Origin of the sequence: Polymorphobacter megasporae (assembly GCF_018982885.2) — a bacterium.
GTDB lineage: Bacteria > Pseudomonadota > Alphaproteobacteria > Sphingomonadales > Sphingomonadaceae > Polymorphobacter_B > Polymorphobacter_B megasporae.
On sequence record NZ_CP081848.1, the window covers coordinates 1,444,906 to 1,460,371 of the forward strand.

General features: G+C 68.1%; 17 protein-coding genes. 14 read left to right on the forward strand and 3 right to left on the reverse strand.

The features are described from left to right. Positions 1 to 12: 12 nt before the first annotated feature. Positions 13 to 1,335 (forward strand): bifunctional folylpolyglutamate synthase/dihydrofolate synthase, encoded by a 1,323-nt coding sequence (locus tag KTC28_RS06800; RefSeq protein ID WP_216708214.1) that lies wholly within the window; start codon positions 13 to 15, stop codon positions 1,333 to 1,335. 140 nt (positions 1,336 to 1,475) lie between these two features. Here KTC28_RS06800 and KTC28_RS06805 read toward each other — a convergent pair whose 3' ends face one another. Continuing rightward, positions 1,476 to 2,327, reverse strand: coding sequence for a GNAT family N-acetyltransferase (locus KTC28_RS06805; RefSeq protein ID WP_216708831.1), 852 nt, complete (start codon positions 2,325 to 2,327; stop codon positions 1,476 to 1,478). A gap of 61 nt (positions 2,328 to 2,388) precedes the next feature. Next, positions 2,389 to 3,741 carry an AmpG family muropeptide MFS transporter gene (locus KTC28_RS06810; RefSeq protein ID WP_216708215.1) on the reverse strand — a complete coding sequence of 451 codons (1,353 nt, stop codon included), beginning with the start codon at positions 3,739 to 3,741 and terminating at the stop codon, positions 2,389 to 2,391. Positions 3,742 to 4,237: 496 nt separating this feature from the next. Between KTC28_RS06810 and KTC28_RS06815 the strand changes: the two genes are divergently transcribed. The 5 genes from KTC28_RS06815 (at position 4,238) to KTC28_RS06835 (ending at position 8,899) form a co-directional block, all read left to right on the forward strand. Then, a complete protein-coding gene (locus KTC28_RS06815) occupies positions 4,238 to 4,951 on the forward strand; it encodes an MgtC/SapB family protein (protein ID WP_369426579.1) in 714 nt (237 codons plus the stop codon). A gap of 70 nt (positions 4,952 to 5,021) precedes the next feature. After that, positions 5,022 to 6,182, forward strand: a complete 1,161-nt coding sequence (locus KTC28_RS06820) for an aromatic ring-hydroxylating oxygenase subunit alpha (RefSeq protein ID WP_255602339.1) — start codon at positions 5,022 to 5,024, stop codon at positions 6,180 to 6,182. An 11-nt stretch (positions 6,183 to 6,193) separates the two neighbouring features. After that, the gene (locus KTC28_RS06825) at positions 6,194 to 6,415 is read left to right on the forward strand and encodes a hypothetical protein (RefSeq protein ID WP_216708216.1); all 222 of its coding nucleotides are present in this window, start codon (positions 6,194 to 6,196) and stop codon (positions 6,413 to 6,415) included. Between the two features lie 79 nt (positions 6,416 to 6,494). Further along, on the forward strand, positions 6,495 to 7,556 hold the full coding sequence (locus tag KTC28_RS06830) for an SDR family oxidoreductase (RefSeq protein WP_216708217.1): 1,062 nt from the start codon (positions 6,495 to 6,497) through the stop codon (positions 7,554 to 7,556). Positions 7,557 to 7,630: 74 nt separating this feature from the next. Continuing rightward, entirely contained in the window at positions 7,631 to 8,899 is a 1,269-nt protein-coding gene (locus tag KTC28_RS06835; protein WP_216708218.1) for a dicarboxylate/amino acid:cation symporter, read from the forward strand. Positions 8,900 to 8,986: 87 nt separating this feature from the next. Here KTC28_RS06835 and KTC28_RS06840 read toward each other — a convergent pair whose 3' ends face one another. Beyond that, positions 8,987 to 10,495, reverse strand: coding sequence for a YifB family Mg chelatase-like AAA ATPase (locus KTC28_RS06840; protein WP_216708219.1), 1,509 nt, complete (start codon positions 10,493 to 10,495; stop codon positions 8,987 to 8,989). A gap of 156 nt (positions 10,496 to 10,651) precedes the next feature. Between KTC28_RS06840 and KTC28_RS06845 the strand changes: the two genes are divergently transcribed. The 8 genes from KTC28_RS06845 (at position 10,652) to KTC28_RS06880 (ending at position 15,449) form a co-directional block, all read left to right on the forward strand. Next, on the forward strand, positions 10,652 to 10,945 hold the full coding sequence (locus tag KTC28_RS06845; RefSeq protein WP_216708220.1) for a hypothetical protein: 294 nt from the start codon (positions 10,652 to 10,654) through the stop codon (positions 10,943 to 10,945). Positions 10,946 to 10,955: 10 nt separating this feature from the next. Beyond that, positions 10,956 to 11,420, forward strand: coding sequence for a hypothetical protein (locus KTC28_RS06850; protein WP_216708221.1), 465 nt, complete (start codon positions 10,956 to 10,958; stop codon positions 11,418 to 11,420). Positions 11,421 to 11,505: 85 nt separating this feature from the next. After that, positions 11,506 to 11,640 carry a 50S ribosomal protein L34 gene (gene rpmH, locus KTC28_RS06855; RefSeq protein ID WP_216708834.1) on the forward strand — a complete coding sequence of 45 codons (135 nt, stop codon included), beginning with the start codon at positions 11,506 to 11,508 and terminating at the stop codon, positions 11,638 to 11,640. A 107-nt stretch (positions 11,641 to 11,747) separates the two neighbouring features. Beyond that, a complete protein-coding gene (gene rnpA / locus KTC28_RS06860) occupies positions 11,748 to 11,996 on the forward strand; it encodes a ribonuclease P protein component (RefSeq protein WP_255602424.1) in 249 nt (82 codons plus the stop codon). 53 nt (positions 11,997 to 12,049) lie between these two features. Then, positions 12,050 to 12,238 (forward strand): membrane protein insertion efficiency factor YidD, encoded by a 189-nt coding sequence (gene yidD / locus KTC28_RS06865; protein WP_439650123.1) that lies wholly within the window; start codon positions 12,050 to 12,052, stop codon positions 12,236 to 12,238. 37 nt (positions 12,239 to 12,275) lie between these two features. Further along, positions 12,276 to 13,988, forward strand: coding sequence for a membrane protein insertase YidC (gene yidC / locus KTC28_RS06870; protein ID WP_216708223.1), 1,713 nt, complete (start codon positions 12,276 to 12,278; stop codon positions 13,986 to 13,988). Positions 13,989 to 14,050: 62 nt separating this feature from the next. Beyond that, positions 14,051 to 14,665 (forward strand): ribosome biogenesis GTP-binding protein YihA/YsxC, encoded by a 615-nt coding sequence (yihA, locus tag KTC28_RS06875; protein WP_255602425.1) that lies wholly within the window; start codon positions 14,051 to 14,053, stop codon positions 14,663 to 14,665. A 67-nt stretch (positions 14,666 to 14,732) separates the two neighbouring features. Then, positions 14,733 to 15,449 (forward strand): glutathione S-transferase family protein, encoded by a 717-nt coding sequence (locus tag KTC28_RS06880; protein WP_216708225.1) that lies wholly within the window; start codon positions 14,733 to 14,735, stop codon positions 15,447 to 15,449. The last annotated feature ends 17 nt before the right edge of the window (positions 15,450 to 15,466 follow it).

The following is a 15,466-nucleotide window of genomic DNA, read 5'->3' on the forward strand; positions in this document are numbered from 1 at the left end:
GGGCAGGGGGCAATGGAGGCGGCGCGGTCCGACAACCCGGTGCTCGATGCGCTGCTCGCGGCGGCGTTCAAGCTCCATCCGGCGACGATCGACCTCGCGCTCGGGCGGCTCGAACGCCTGCTCGGGCGGCTCGGCAACCCGCATCTCAAGCTGCCGCCGGTGTTCCATGTCGCCGGAACCAACGGCAAGGGGTCGACCGTCGCGTTCCTGCGTGCCGGGCTCGAGGCGTCGGGGCGGCGGGTCCATGTCTATACCTCGCCGCATCTGGTCCGCTTCAACGAGCGGATACGGCTCGGCGGGGCGATCATCGACGATGCGACGCTGATCACGACGCTGCGCGACGTTCTCGACACCAACGGCTCGGCGGCGATCACCTTTTTCGAGCTGACCACCGCGGTCGCCTTCCTCGCCTTCGCCCGCTCGCCCGCCGACGCGGCGGTGATCGAGGTCGGCATGGGCGGGCGGCTCGATGCGACCAACGTCGTTACGCCGGTCGTCACCGGCATCGCCGCGCTCGGCCTCGACCACCAGCCGTGGCTCGGCAATTCGATCCTCGACATCGCCGGGGAGAAGGCCGGAATCGCCAAGCGCGGCGTGCCGCTGCTGCTGTCGCGCTATCCCAAGGCGGTCACCGCGCGGATCGCCGAGGTCGCCGGGCTGGCGGGGGCGAAGCTTCGCATCCGCGGCGACGACTGGGACGCGGCGCTGTACGAGGGCGCGCTCCACTACCGCGATATCGACGGCAAGCTCGCGCTGCCGCTGCCCCGGCTGACCGGCGCGCACCAGCTCGACAATGCCGCGCTGGCGGTGGCGATGCTGCGCCACCAGAACGCGGTGCCGGTGCCCGATAGCGCGCTGCGTGCAGGGATGGGCTGGGCCGAATGGCCGGCGCGGCTGCAACGGCTCGACCGCGGGCCGCTCGTGGCGACGCTGCCGGCGGGGAGCGAGGCTTGGCTCGACGGCGGGCACAACCCGTCGGCGGGGCGGGTTATCGCCGATGCCTTCCGCGGCCATCCGCTCGCTGAACGTCCGTTCTATCTTGTCGTCGGCATGCTCGATACCAAGGACCCGGCCGGCTTTCTCAAACCTTTCGCGGGGCGCGCGACGGCGGTCTATGCCGTGCCGATCCGGGGCCATGCGTCGCATCCGGGCGAAACGATCGTCGCGCGGGCGAAGGATACCGGGCTGCCCGGGATCGCCGCCGCCTCGGTCGCCGACGCCCTCGCTGCGATCGCCAAGGGGGCCGACCGCGCGCGGCCGCCGGTGGTGCTGATCACGGGGTCGCTCCATCTCGCGGGCGAGGTGCTCGCGGCGAACGGGCAGAGCCCGGCGTGACGGCTCCCCTCCCCTTTAGGGGAGGGGCGAGAGACGCGCCTCTTGGCGTGGCCCGGGGGTGGGGGCTTCTCCGAGCGATGCGGCTCGTGGTGACTGCCCCACCCCCGACCCTCCCCTAAAGGGGAGGGGAGGAGAAAAGCTCAGTTCGTGTCGTTCGCGCCCGCCGTAAACCGCCCCGCGTACCGCTTCGTGATCCGCTCGACCGGCATCACCACGAACACATCGACCGTGTTGAACTGCGGATCGACATACGCCCCGTCGCCGATGAATGCCCCGACGCGGAGGTAGCCCTTGACCAGCGGCGGCAGCGCCCGCGCGGTCAGCCGCTGGTCGTAGGCAAGCGCGGTCATCCGGTCCATCGGCACATAATGTTCCGCAAGCGCCCTTGCGCGCAGCTCGGGCGGGGCAAGGTGGTGGTGGTACAGATACGACAGCTCGGCGGCATGGACCCGCGGGTCGGCCCCGTGGAGCGACGCGCAGCCGAACATATGGCCGATCGCATGTGTCTGGAGGTAGCTCGCGATTCCGCGCCACAACAGGGTGATCGTCGCGTTGTTGCGGTACGCCGGAGCGACGCAGCTCCGCCCGAGCTCGAGCAACTGCCCGCCGGTGGTCGACTGCTCGATCAGCGGCGACAGGTCGTATTCGCCCGCCGAATAGAAGCCGTGGTTCATCTGCGCTACGACCTGGCGGAGCAGGCGGTAGGTGCCGACGACGTGCGGGCCGTCGCCGGGCATGCCGTGGTCGATGACGAGCAGGTGGTCGCAGATCGCGTCATACGTATCGACGTCGCGCTTGGCCGCGACCATCGCGGGCGACGGCGTCGCCCCCATCTCGTCGTAGAAAATCTGGTAGCGCAGTGCCTGTGCGGCGGCGATTTCCGCCTCCGACGTCGCCAGCCGGACGTCGAGCTGCCCCGACCGGTGGATGTGCGGCGCTCCCGCCAGCAAATGAGCCGCCACCGCCGTCGCCTGCTTCGCCGCAAAACCCATGATCACGTCCCCGCGCCGCGCCCAAGTCCGGGCATCTACCGGTGAATTGTTACAGTGTAACTTATACGGGCGGGGTCGGGCCAGCGGTGCCGTTCGGGGTTGTCGCATCGCGGAGCGGGGAAACGCGCGGTGCTTCGTCGATCAGCCCGCGCCGAAGCATGTAGAGGTAGATCAGGATCCCCGGCAGCGCGGCGACGGTGGTCAGCAGGTAGAACGACGGATAGCCGATCGCGGTGATCAACGCCCCGGTGCTCAACCCCGCGACGAGCCGCCCAAGGACCGACGCCGCCGCCGACAGAAGTGCGAACTGTGTCGCGGTGAAGCGCAGGTCGCACAGCGCCGACAGATAGGCGACGACCGCGACGCCCCCGACCCCGCTGCTGAAATTCTCGAAGCCGATCGACGCCGCCATGCCGATGTTGGTATGTCCGGCGACCGCCAATGCGGCGAAGCTGAGGTTCGACACCATCATCAGGATGAGGCTGACGAGGACCGCACGGCGCAGCCCAAGCTGGGTGTAAACGATCCCGCCAACGAAGATTCCGACGAGCGTCGCGACCAGCCCGAGCCCGACATCGTAGAAAGCGACCTCGTCCTTGGTGAAGCCGAGGTCGTGGAACAGCAGCCGGAAGCTGAGGTTCGCCAGCGTGTCGCCGAGCTTGTGGACCAGCACGAAGAGCAGGACGAGCAGTGCGCCGTCGCGTTTGAAGAAGTCGGCGAGCGGCGCGATCACCGCATCGATGACCGCACTCGCGCCGCGCGCGGTATCGGCGACCCGCCGCTGGACCGGCTCGCCGAGCAGCCATCCCGCCGCGATCGCGGGGAGCGCGAACAGCGACATCGCGACATAGGCGGTCGACCAGCCCTGTCGCGCGGCGATGACGAGCGCGAAGCCGCCCGCCGCCTTCGCCCCGAGCTGCCAGCCGTATTGCGACATGCCCGACCCGACGCCCAATTGTTCGGGGGTCAGCGTCTCGATGCGGAAGGCGTCGATGACGATGTCGTAGCTCGCGCCGAAAAACGCGACCGTCAGCGTCGCCGCGACGACTGGGGCGAGCCCGGCGGCGGGGTCGGCGAGGCCGAGCCAGCACACCGACGCCATGACGCCAATGCCGATCACCACCAGCCACGCCCGCCGCTGGCCGATCGCCCGCGCCAGCCCGGGGATGCGGAAGCGGTCGATCAAGGGAGCCCAGAGGAACTTGATGTTGTACAGCAGGAACGCGAGGGTAAACGCGGTCACCGCCTTCTTGTCGATCCCCGCCTCGGCCAGCCGTGTCGTCAGCGTAGCCGCGATCATTGCAAACGGGAATCCCGACGAAATCCCGAGCAGCAACGCCCCGACCGGCGCGCGTTCGGTATACGGGCGGATGCCGGCGGGAATGGTCGCGCGCCAGCCGGTCGCGGAGGTCAAAGCGCGCTCTCCGACTCGTTCACGCGATCGGAAGTTGACGAAGTTGACGCCACGTCGAAAAGAAACGCACCCCCGGTGAACCGGGTCGGTGTTTTCGGCTGGGAGCGGAAGGGCGCGGTGTTCATCGAGCGATGTTACCCGCTCGGCTCGCGTGTAGGACAGCGCTAATTACGGTCACACTCCCCCGTCACCCCGGCGCAGGCCGGGACTCATGGTGGTGCAAGCACCGAAGTTCGCGTTGCGCGGCGAGTTGGGCCCCGGCCTGCGCCGGGGTGACGGCGGGGTTGGCGTGTTTTCCGCCCGCCTAAGATGCTTCGCCGCTCACGCTCTTCCCCGTCACCCCGGCGCAGGCCGGGGCCCATGGTGGTGCAAGCGCCGAACTTCGCGGTGCGCGGGATCGTTGGCCAGGCCTGTGCCGCAGTGACGGCGATGGTTGGGCGACGATGCTAGCCTTCCTGGGGCTCGCCTTCGTGGGGCGTCACGGTATGAGGGCAAAGTGAACCGCCTGCTGACCTTCTATGCCGACGCCTTCGGGGTGATGGCGCTGTGCCTTGGTGCCGCGTTCGTGCTGGGTCTGATTATCGGTCTCGAGCGCCAGATCCGCCAGCGCAGCGCAGGTCTGCGCACGATGGTGCTCGTCTCGCTCGGCGCCGCGGCCTTCACCCTGCTCGGCGGGCGTCTGCTCGGCGGCGAAGGTCAGGTTCGGATCATTGCCTATGTCGTGTCCGGGATCGGCTTTCTCGGCGCCGGCGTGATCATGAAGGACGGCGCGCAGGTCCGCGGGCTCAACACCGCCGCGACGCTCTGGGCCTCAGCCGCCGTCGGCGCGACGGCAGGCGCGGGGCTGTTGGTCGAGGCGGCGCTGGTGACGGCGTTCGTGCTGGCCGGCAACACGCTGCTCCGGCCGTTGGTCGACCTCGTCAACCGCCAGCCGATCGATACCAGTACGGAGGCGCTTTACCGGGTCCATGTCACCTGCGATCCCGAAGCGGTCGCCGCGGCGCGCGACCTGCTCGATGCCGAACTCGAACGCTTCCATTACCCCGTGCGCGAGGTCGAATTGCTGTCCGACAATGATGATGTCGTCGAACTCGCGGCGATCCTCGTGCCGACGACGGCGATACCGGCGGACCTCGATGCGATCGTCGGCCACCTTGTCGGGCACGACGAGATCGACAGCGCGACGTGGAGCGTCAGCGCGACGACGTAGTTGCTCGCGCGGCATGTGACGCCAGCGCAGCGGCTTCGTGCTTTCACGGTGCGGGCGTGTGCGGTACCATGTGCGCGTGGACCTGCACGTTCCCTTCCGCACCCCGACCGCTGGGCAGCTCGCGCTCGCCGAGGCGATTCCGCGCGCCACAGGGGCCATGGTGAGCGGGACCACCAGCCGGGTTCCAGCGGCGGTCTATACCGACCCCGAACACTTCGTCGCCGAGCAAAACGCGCTCCGCCGCCTGCCCGTCGTCGTCGCGCCGTCGGCGTTGCTGCCAGGGCGCAATATGAGCGTGACCCATGACGGCTTCGGCGTCCCGCTGCTCCTCGCCCGCGACGGCAAGGGCAAGCTCCGGGTGTTCCTCAACGTCTGCCGCCACCGGGGGACGCGGCTCGTCGAGGCCGATGAACCGACGACCGCGCCGCGGCTGGTTTGTCCTTATCACGCCTGGACTTACGCGCTCGACGGGCGGCTGACCGGGCTGCCGCGGCCCGAGAGTTTCGCCGGGCTCGACAAGGCGTCGCGCGGGCTGGTCGAGATGCCGAGCGTCGAAGCGGGCGGCCTGATCTGGGTCGGGCTCGACCGTGACCACGACTATGATTTCAGCCTTGCGAGCGGACCGCTCGGTGCCGATTTCGACGCGCTGGGGTTCGCCGACCAGTATCTGTATTGCCGCCGGACCCATACGGTCGCGTCGAACTGGAAGCTGATTATGGACGCGTTTCTCGAGAGTTATCACGTCACCCGGCTCCACGCGGGGACAATCGGCCCGTATTTCCAGGACGGCGTCACCACCGGCGACACGATCGGCCCCCACGCCCGGTCGGCGGTCGGTCGGGCGGAGAAGCTCGACGGCGTCGACTGGAGCGACTGGGGCGCGCTGCGGCGGACGGTGACCTTCGCCTACCAGCTAGTGCCGGGGACGGTGATCGTCGCGTCGCCCGATTATATCAACATCATGACGCTGATGCCGCAGAGCGTGAACACGACCTTGGTCGAGGATTTCATGCTGATCCCCGAGGCACCGGTGACGCCGAAGGCCGAGGCGCATTGGGACAAGTCGTGGAATTTGCTCGACGGCGGCGTCTTCGCGGGGGAGGATTTTCGCGCCGCCACGCTCGGGCAGCAGGGGCTCGAATCGGGCGCGGTCGACCATGTCTTGCTCGGGGGGATGGAGCAGGGGATCAAGCGCTTCCACGACACGCTGACCGGATTGATGGCAGCCTGAAGGAGACGATGATGACGCCGACGACCATCGCGATCCTCAGCAGCGCCCTCAGCTTCGGCGCGCCGCTCGCGCTTGCGGTCTACGAGATCGTCACGATGCGAAAAGGCCCGCGCGGCGGCGACGACGACCGCCGCCCCCCGGTCATCGGCCCGCAGCCGAAGCCGCTCCCCGACTGTCTGCTGCCGGTCAACCTGCTGCGCCGCGGGCGAATTCCGGACTTCGAAGACGCTTAGCCGGCCGATCGTCGCCGGCGCCGGGTGAAACTATATCGATCGCTGTGGTGTTGCACGTGCGAACCACGGGAGACGGGCATTGGCGGGAACGGCGTTGGTCGTCGGGGCGAGCGGTATCGTCGGCAGCGCGACCGCGACGCTGCTGATCGAGCACGACTGGACGGTGCACGGTCTGGCGCGACGCCCGACGGGCCAGCCGGGGGTGCATCCGGTCGCTGCCGACCTGCAGGACGCCGATGCGACGCGATCGGCACTTTCCGGGGTAAACCCGGACGCGGTATTCATCACGACATGGCTGCGGCAGGACAGCGAGTCGGAGAATATCCGCGTCAACGGCATGATGGTCCGCAACCTGCTCGACGGACTGCCGAAAGCGACTGCGCCGCGCCATGTCGCGCTGGTGACGGGGCTCAAACATTATCTCGGGCCGTTCGAGGCATACGGTAAGGGCGCGCTGCCGCAGACCCCGTTCCGCGAGGAGCAGGGGCGGCTCGACGTCGAGAATTTCTATTACGCGCAGGAGGATGAGGTCTTCGCCGCCGCTGAGCGTGATGGCTTCACTTGGAGCGTCCACCGCCCGCACACCGTCATCGGCAAGGCGGTCGGCAACGCGATGAACATGGGGACGACGCTCGCGGTCTACGCGGCTTTGTGTCGGGAGACTGGGCGCCCGTTCTATTTCCCGGGGTCGACCGCGCAATGGGCCGGGCTGACCGACATGACCGACGCGCGCCAACTTGCCCGCCATCTGCTGTGGGCGACCGAGACCGAGGCGGCGCACGATCAGGCGTTCAACGTCGTCAACGGCGATGTCTTCCGCTGGCAATGGATGTGGAGCCGGATCGCCGACTGGTTCGGGCTCGAGGCCGCCCCGTTCACCGGTGCCGAACATCCGCTGGCGGAACAGATGGCCGACGACGCGGGTCTCTGGCGCGAAATCGCTGCGCGGCACGGGCTCGCCGAGCCCGACCTCGCGCGCCTCGCGTCGCCGTGGCACACCGACGCCGATCTCGGCCGCCCGATCGAGGTGGTGACCGACATGTCGAAGAGCCGCCGCCTCGGTTTCACGGGGTACGAGCCGACCGACGATGCGTTCTTTGCGTTATTCGAAAGCCTGCGTGCGGACCGCCTGATCCCCTAAGCGACGAGGCATCCGCCCGCCCCGCTTGACCCGCCGCCGCTGCTCCCGCACCACGGCGTCATGCGGGAACCGTCATGAAAAGCACGCGCCTCACCAGCTTCATCCTGGTTGCGCTCGTCCTCGGGCTGGTCACCGGGTGGTGGGTCCATTCGGCCTATGCCGCGCCGCAAGCCAAGGCGATTGCCGCCAACCTGTCGATCCTGACCGACGTCTTCCTCCGCCTGATCAAGATGATCATCGCGCCGCTGGTGCTGTCGACGCTGACGGTCGGCATCGCCCACATGGGGGCGAAGGATGGCGGCGCGTCGCTCGGGCGGATGTTCGGGCGGACCCTCGGCTGGTTCGTCGTCGCGAGCCTCGTGTCGCTGACGCTCGGCGCGGTGATCGTCAACCTGCTCCAGCCCGGGGTAGGGGTCGGCCTCGCGCTCCCCGCTGCCGACGCAGCGACCGGGCTTGCCAAGACCGCGTTCAATCTCAAGGACTTCGTCACCCACCTCGTGCCAAGCTCGATCTTCGACGCGATGGCGAAGAACGAGGTGCTCCAGATCGTCGTCTTCTCGGTGTTCGCCGGGTGCGGGCTGATCGCGATCGGACCGGCGGGCGCGCCGATCGTCCGCGCACTCGACGCGGTGGCGACGCTGATGCTCAAGGTGACGGGCTACGTCATGTACGCCGCGCCGTTCGCGGTGTTCGCCGCGGTCGCCGGGTCGATCGCGACCGAGGGTCTTGCGATCGTCATCACCTTCGGCAAATTCATGGGTGGCTTCTACCTCGCGCTGGCGATCCTGTGGGTGCTGCTGCTTGGCGCGGGGGCGGCGGTGATCGGGCGGGCGCGGACGGGCGGGCTGATGCGCGCGATCCGCGAGCCGTTCCTAATCACCTTCGCCACCGCCTCATCGGAGGCGAGCTACCCCAAGCTGCTCGAGGCGCTCGAACGCTTTGGCGTGCCCAATCGGATCGCGTCGTTCGTCCTGCCGCTCGGTTATTCGTTCAACCTCGACGGGTCGATGATGTACTGCGCCTTCGCCTCGCTGTTCATCGCCCAGGCGTACGGCATCCACCTCAGCCTTGCGGCGCAGGCGAGCATGCTGCTGCTGCTGATGGTGACGTCGAAGGGCATCGCCGGCGTCCCGCGCGCGTCGCTGGTCGTGATTGCGGCGACGCTGCCGTTTTTCAACATCCCCGAGGCCGGACTGCTGCTGATCCTCGCAGTCGACCACTTCCTCGACATGGGCCGCAGCGCGACCAACGTCATCGGCAATGCCGTCGCGGCAGCGGTGGTGGCGAAGTGGGAGGGGGAGCTCGGCGCGACCGAAGACGGGCCGGTGCTCCTTCCCGCGTAGCGGTTAGCGGCGTGCAGCGGATCCAGAGCGCGGGGCAAAATTCCTCGCGGCAGGAGCGTCGGTTGCGCGACGATCAGGGCGATTCGCTCAATTGACCGGCGCATGGCGGCGATAGCTCAACGCCTCGGCAATGTGAATGCGCGTGACTTTCTCCGCTCCCGCCAGGTCGGCGAGCGTCCGCGCGACGCGCAGGACCCGGTGATAACCACGCGCCGAGAGGCGCAGCGCCTGCGTCGCCTGGACGAGCAGCTTCTGCCCGGCGTCGTCCGGGGTCGCGACCGCTTCGAGCAGTTTGCCGTCGGCCTCGGCGTTGGTTCGCGTCGTCGTCCCGGCGTAGCGCGCGTTCTGGATCTCGCGCGCCGCCGCAACTCGCGCGCGGACGGTAAGGCTGTCGTCGGTCGGCGGGGGCAGCGTCAGGTCGGCGGCGCTGACCGCGGCGACGTCGACGTGGAGGTCGATGCGGTCGAAAAACGGCCCCGAAATCCGGCTCTGGTAATCGGCGGCGCATTTCGGTGCGCGCGAACACGCGAGCGCGGCGTCCGCCAGATGCCCGCAGCGGCACGGGTTCATCGCCGCGATCAACTGGACCCGCGCCGGGTAGGTCAGGTGCGCCGCCGCACGGCTGACGGTGACCGTCCCGGTTTCGAGCGGCTGGCGGAGCGAATCGAGTACCGCGCGCTGGAACTCGGGCAGCTCGTCGAGGAACAGCACGCCGAGATGCGCGAGGCTGACCTCGCCCGGTCGCGCCCGCGCGCCGCCGCCGACCAGCGCCGGCATCGACGCGCTGTGGTGCGGCGAGCGGTAAGGGCGGGCACGAAGCAATTTGCCGCCTTCGAGTTCGCCCGCCATCGACGCGACCATCGACACTTCGAGTGCCTCCGACGGCGTCAGGTCGGGGAGGATGCCCGGCAGTGCGGCGGCGAGGAGCGACTTGCCCGACCCCGGCGGCCCCGACATCAGCAAATTATGCCCCCCGGCGGCGGCGATTTCTAGCGCGCGCTTGGCGGTCTCCTGCCCCTTGATCTCGCCCATGTCGGGGCCCGAGCGGACGATCTCGGCGACGCTGCGGATCGGCGGCGACAGCAACTGCGTGCCCTTGAGGTGGTTGATCAGCGTCAGCAGGTCGGGCGCGGCGATGACGTCGACCTCGCCCGCCCACGCCGCCTCGCCGCCCTGTGCCGCCGGGCAGATCAGCCCGAGGTCGTGCGCCGCCGCGTGGAGCGCCGCGAGCAGCACCCCCGGCACTGGCGCGATCCGCCCGTCCAACCCGAGTTCGCCGACGACGAGGAACCCGCTGAGCATCTCGCTATCGAGCAGCCCCATCGCCGCGAGCAGCCCGAGCGCAACCGGCAGGTCGTAATGCGACCCCTCCTTCGGCAAATCGGCGGGCGACAGGTTGACGACGACGCGCTTCGGCGGGAGCGCGAGACCGATCGCGTCGAGCGTCGCCTGGACGCGCTCGCGGCTTTCCTTGACCGCCTTGTCGGGCAGCCCGACGATGATGAAGTCGGGACGCCCGCCGCTGACCTGGACCTGCACGTCGACCGAGCGCGCCTCGAGCCCGAGGAACGCGACCGTCCCGACATGTGCCACCATTTCGTTACGCTCCCGTCACGCCCCGCTCCCCCTGTAGCGGCAAGGTGCGCGCGTGGGCAAATCGCTGGGATCGTTCCGGGTGTGACGCTGTTCACAGCGGATGCATCGGCGCTTGTCCAAATTGCGCCACAGCCTGCCGCTATAGAATTGCTTCAAATGATCCACCAAAGCTTCGTCACCAGCCTGATCCGCAACGAGCCGGCGCGCGTCGCGCAACTCGGGGCCGGACTGGTGCTGATCGCGGTCGCCCCGCCGCTTGCTTTGATCCCGCAGCCGTTCCCGATCGCGATCATCGTCGCCGGTGCCGGGCTCGCGCTGGTGTTGCGCAATTCGAGCTGGGCGCGACGCCGCTATGTCCGCTGGCATCGCCGTCATCCGCGCGCTGGGCGCGTCGCCGATTTCAGCCTGCAGCGGCGCGGGCACCGTGACGTTCGCGATTTGTGGCGCTAAACCTCAAGAGATGATTGCCGCCCGAAGTTTGCTTGTTGCCGTTGCGCTGCTCGTCGCCGGGTGCAGTGGCCTCCTCGACAAGCACGGGTTCACCGATGTCGTCGAGACGAAACCGAATCCCGACGGCGCACTGGTCGCCGCGCTCGTCTGGGAGGAGCGTGGCATGGGCAAGCCGCACACCAGCGGCATCGTCGTCGTCGCGGAGGGTGGCGATCCGCTGACCGGAACCGCGGTCCTTCTGCAAAGCGAAGACTTCCGAAACGTCGAATACCGCTGGACCGGGGCGAACGCGCTCGAAATCCGCCTGCCGTGCGGCCAGTGGTCGTCGCTCGCGAACCATTGGCTGCAGCCTGAGACCAAGCGCGTCGTGGAGATCGACTTCCTGCCGCCGAAGGGGTGCGTGGCCAAGCCCGGCACGACCGCGCTGCCCCCCGGCGCGACGCAACCGGCGGCGCTGCAACTGTCGCCGAATTGACTCTTGGCGCTCGTGCCGCTAAGCGCACCACCTTGATTTCGGCCCCGAGTTTCGTGGCCGCAACGCGACGCCCGAGGAATGAGCGATGAAGCGGACCTTTCAACCGAGCCGACTGGTGCGAGCGCGCCGTCACGGCTTCCGCGCACGCATGGCGACCCCGGGCGGCCGCAAGGTGCTGGCGAACCGCCGCGCCAAGGGCCGGACCAAGCTGAGCGCCTAGCCGTTTCTGCGGCCCCGGTCGCACAGACGCATATTCCGACGGTTTCGGCGCGTAAGGACTTCCTTGCCGCCAATTCGGGCCGTCGCGCGCCGACTCCCGGTTTCGTCCTGCTCGTCCGTCGCCGCGATGACGATGCGCCGATGCGCGCGGGCTACACCGTGACCAAGAAGATCGGTAACGCGGTGATCCGCAACCGGCTCAAGCGGCGGATGCGCGCGCTTGTCCGGCAGGTGCTCCCCGCAAACGGCGTCGCTCACGCCGATCACATCCTGATTGGACGAAGCGAAGGGCTGACCCGCGGCTTCGACAAGCTCGCCGCCGATCTTGTCAAGGCGCTCGCGCGATGCGCTGGCTGAGCAACGTCCTGATTGCGCCGATCCGAGCGTACAAGCTCGTGCTGTCACCGCTGATGCCGCCGTCATGCCGATTTACCCCGACGTGCTCGACCTATGCGATCCAGGCAATCGAGCGCCACGGCCCGGTCAAGGGCGTCTGGCTCGGCACGAAACGCATTTGCCGCTGTCACCCATGGGGCGGGTCGGGCTATGACCCTGTTCCGGACGCTGCGGCGACCCCACATATCGCCCCGACGCAATGACGCCCCGCCCGACGCCCGCCCAGAAGAAAGCCTCCGCGTGACCGATAATCGCAACTTTCTCCTCGCCATCGTCCTGTCGGCGATCGTGCTGCTCGGCTGGAATTTCCTGTCGGACCGGTACATCCCCAAGGCCCCTGTGGCAAAGCCGGTGATCGCGTCGCAACCGGCGAACCCGGTCGCAGTCGCCGCCGATGGCACAGTCGTCCCCGCAGTCGGCGGTGCCGGGCAGCTGCGCGATCGCGGCGCAGTGCTGCGCGAGACGCCGCGCGTCGCGATCGACACGCCGCGCCTTTCGGGATCGATCAACCTCAAGGGCGCGCGTTTCGACGACCTCGTCCTCAAGGGCTATACCGAGACGATCGCCAAGACCTCGCCCGACGTCCGCCTGCTCGCGCCGAGCGGCTCGGCGCAGGCGTATTTCAGCCAGTTCGGCTGGAGCGGGACCGACGCTCCCCCCGCCGACGCGCTGTGGACCGCGAGCGCGGCAAAGCTGACCCCGTCGACCCCGGTGACGCTGTCGTACACCGCGCCGGGCGGCACCGCGTACGAGATCGTCGTCGCGGTCGATAACGACTATCTGTTCACCGCGACGCAGCGCGTCCGCAACGCCGGCACCGCGCCCGTCACCGTCCGCGCATGGGGCCTTGTCAGCCACGCCGGCGAGGGGCTCGAGAAGGACGCGGGCAACCTCCACGTCGGCCCGATCGGCGTCGTCGGCGACCGGCTCAAGGACAGCGAGGTCGCGTATAAAAAACTTACCGACGACGGGCCGCAGAGCTTCCCGACGACCGGCGGATGGCTCGGCATCACCGACAAATACTGGGCGGCGGCATTGATCCCCGACCAGAAGACCGCCGTCGTCGCACGCTTTGCCAAGGCTCCCGACAACCGCTTCCAAACTGATTACCTCAGCCCCGCCGTCGTCGTTGCGCCGGGCGCCACGATCACCTCCACCGCGCATCTGTTCGCGGGCGCAAAGGAGGTCGACGTCATCGGCCGCTACAAGACCGCGCTCGGCATCCCGCTGTTCGACCGCATCGTCTCGTGGGGCTGGTTCTGGTTCATCGCCCAGCCGATCTTCCAGCTGCTCGACTTCCTGTTCAAGCTGACCGGCAACTTCGGCGTCGCGATCATCGGCCTGACGTGCATCATCCGGCTGATCATGTTCCCGATCGCCGCGAAGCAGTTCAGTTCGATGGCGCGGATGCGGGTCGTCCAGCCGAAGCTCAAGGAGCTTCAGGAGCGCTACAAGGAAGACAAGCCCAAGCTCCAGACCGAGATGATGGCGCTGTACAAGAAGGAAAAGGTCAACCCGGTCGCGGGCTGCCTGCCGGTCGTGCTGCAGATCCCGATTTTCTACGCGCTGTACAAGACGCTGCTGGTGTCGACCGAAATGCGCCACCAGCCGTTCGTGCTGTGGATCAAGGATCTGAGCGTCGCCGACCCGCTGACCCCGGTCAACCTGTTCGGGCTGCTGCCGTTCACGCCGCCCGCGATGATCGGCATCGGGCTGCTGCCGATCATCCTCGGCGTGACGATGTACTTCCAGCAGAAGCTCAATCCGCCCCCGGTCGATCCGGCGCAGAAGCAGATTTTCGCGCTGATGCCGTGGGTGTTCATGTTCATCATGGCCCCGTACGCCGCCGGGCTCGTGGTGTACTGGGTGACGAACAACTGCCTGACGATGCTCCAGCAATGGGTGATGATGCGGCGGCATCCGATGCCCGCGACGCCCGCCGTCATCAAGTGATCGACGCTCCCCCCACTGGTCCCGAGGATCCCCCCGAAGACCCGAAGGCCGCCGCGTACCGGATCGAGACCGCGCGGCGCGTTTTTGCCGGGCCGATCGAGTTCCTGCTGTCGGCCCCCAAGCTCGAATTCCTCCCCGAGCCGAAGGTACCCGAAATCGCCTTCGCCGGGCGATCGAACGTCGGCAAGTCGTCGCTGCTTAATGCGCTGACCGGGCGCGCCGGGATCGCGCGGACGTCGAACACGCCGGGGCGGACGCAGGAGTTGAACGTCTTCGATGTCGGCGACCCGCTCCACTTCCGCCTGATCGACATGCCCGGCTACGGCTATGCCGAAGCGCCGAAGGACGTCGTCCGCAACTGGAAGGCGCTCGTGTTCGACTATCTGCGCGGCCGCGCGGCGCTGAAGCGCGTCCTCCTCCTGATCGACGCGCGCCACGGCATCAAACCGGTCGACGCCGAGATCATGGGGCTGCTCGACAAGGCGGCGGTCAGCTACCAGGTCGTCCTGACCAAGGGCGACAAGATCAAGCCGACCGCGTTGGTCGGCACCGCGAAGGCGGTTGCCGATATCGCGCGGACGCATCCCGCGGCGTTCCCCCATGTGTTGACGACAAGCGCGGAGAAGGGGGAGGGTATCCCCGAACTCCGCGCGGCGGTGGTGGCGGCGCTGACTTAGGGCGGTTCGAAGCGATCGAGTCGAGCGTCATCTGGCGATCGCGGCTTAACAAGGGGCGGGAAACGATATGCTCAAGCTGATCATCGGCAATCGCGCTTATTCGTCGTGGTCGCTGCGCGGGTGGCTCGCGCTCAAGCAGTCGGCGCTGCCGTTCGAGACGGTGCTGATCCCGATGGACACGCCCGAATGGGTCGACGGGTCGGCGAAGACGCTGATGCCCTCGGGCAAGGTGCCGACCTTGTGGGACGGCGACATCGCGGTGTGGGACAGCCTTGCGATCATCGACTGGCTAGCCGATCACCTCCGGACAGCGCGGATCAGCCGCGGGCATTTCTGGCCGCATGACCCCGCCGCGCGCGCGTTTGCGCGGTCGATGTGCGCCGAAATGCATAGCGGGTACGCGGCATTGCGCGCGGGGTGTTCGATGAACCTCAAGCGCGACTATCCCGGCTATGCGCCGACGCCCGAGGTCGCCGCCGACATCGCGCGGATCGACGCGCTGTGGACCGAGGCGCGGACCCGTTTCCACTCGATCGACGATGCGCATGAAGGGCCGTTCCTGTTCGGCACGCTCAGCGCCGCCGACATCATGTTCGCCCCCGTCGTCACCCGCTTCAAGACTTACGGGATCGCCTTGAGCGAGACGAGCACGGCCTATGTCGCCGACATACTCGCGCATCCGTGGATGATCGAATGGACCGACGCCGCGAAGGCCGAGACCTATCCGTTCAACCGCGACTATTTCGAGCAGCACGGCGGCGTCGACGGCGGCGTTCCCGCCTGAGGCCGGGCCTTCGCGAG

Excerpts from the sequence above, each read along its gene's own strand:
- KTC28_RS06825 (WP_216708216.1), top strand. The coding sequence starts at position 6,194 with ATGACGCCGACGACCATCGCGATCCTCAGCAGCGCCCTCAGCTTCGGC.
- KTC28_RS06835 (WP_216708218.1), top strand. The coding sequence starts at position 7,631 with ATGAAAAGCACGCGCCTCACCAGCTTCATCCTGGTTGCGCTCGTCCTC.
- KTC28_RS06880 (WP_216708225.1), top strand. The coding sequence starts at position 14,733 with ATGCTCAAGCTGATCATCGGCAATCGCGCTTATTCGTCGTGGTCGCTG.
- rpmH (WP_216708834.1), top strand. The coding sequence starts at position 11,506 with ATGAAGCGGACCTTTCAACCGAGCCGACTGGTGCGAGCGCGCCGTCAC.
- KTC28_RS06840 (WP_216708219.1), bottom strand. The coding sequence starts at position 10,495 with ATGGTGGCACATGTCGGGACGGTCGCGTTCCTCGGGCTCGAGGCGCGC.
- KTC28_RS06805 (WP_216708831.1), bottom strand. The coding sequence starts at position 2,327 with ATGGGTTTTGCGGCGAAGCAGGCGACGGCGGTGGCGGCTCATTTGCTG.
- KTC28_RS06850 (WP_216708221.1), top strand. The coding sequence starts at position 10,956 with ATGATTGCCGCCCGAAGTTTGCTTGTTGCCGTTGCGCTGCTCGTCGCC.
- KTC28_RS06845 (WP_216708220.1), top strand. The coding sequence starts at position 10,652 with ATGATCCACCAAAGCTTCGTCACCAGCCTGATCCGCAACGAGCCGGCG.
- KTC28_RS06800 (WP_216708214.1), top strand. The coding sequence starts at position 13 with ATGGAGGCGGCGCGGTCCGACAACCCGGTGCTCGATGCGCTGCTCGCG.
- yidD (WP_439650123.1), top strand. The coding sequence starts at position 12,050 with ATGCCGCCGTCATGCCGATTTACCCCGACGTGCTCGACCTATGCGATC.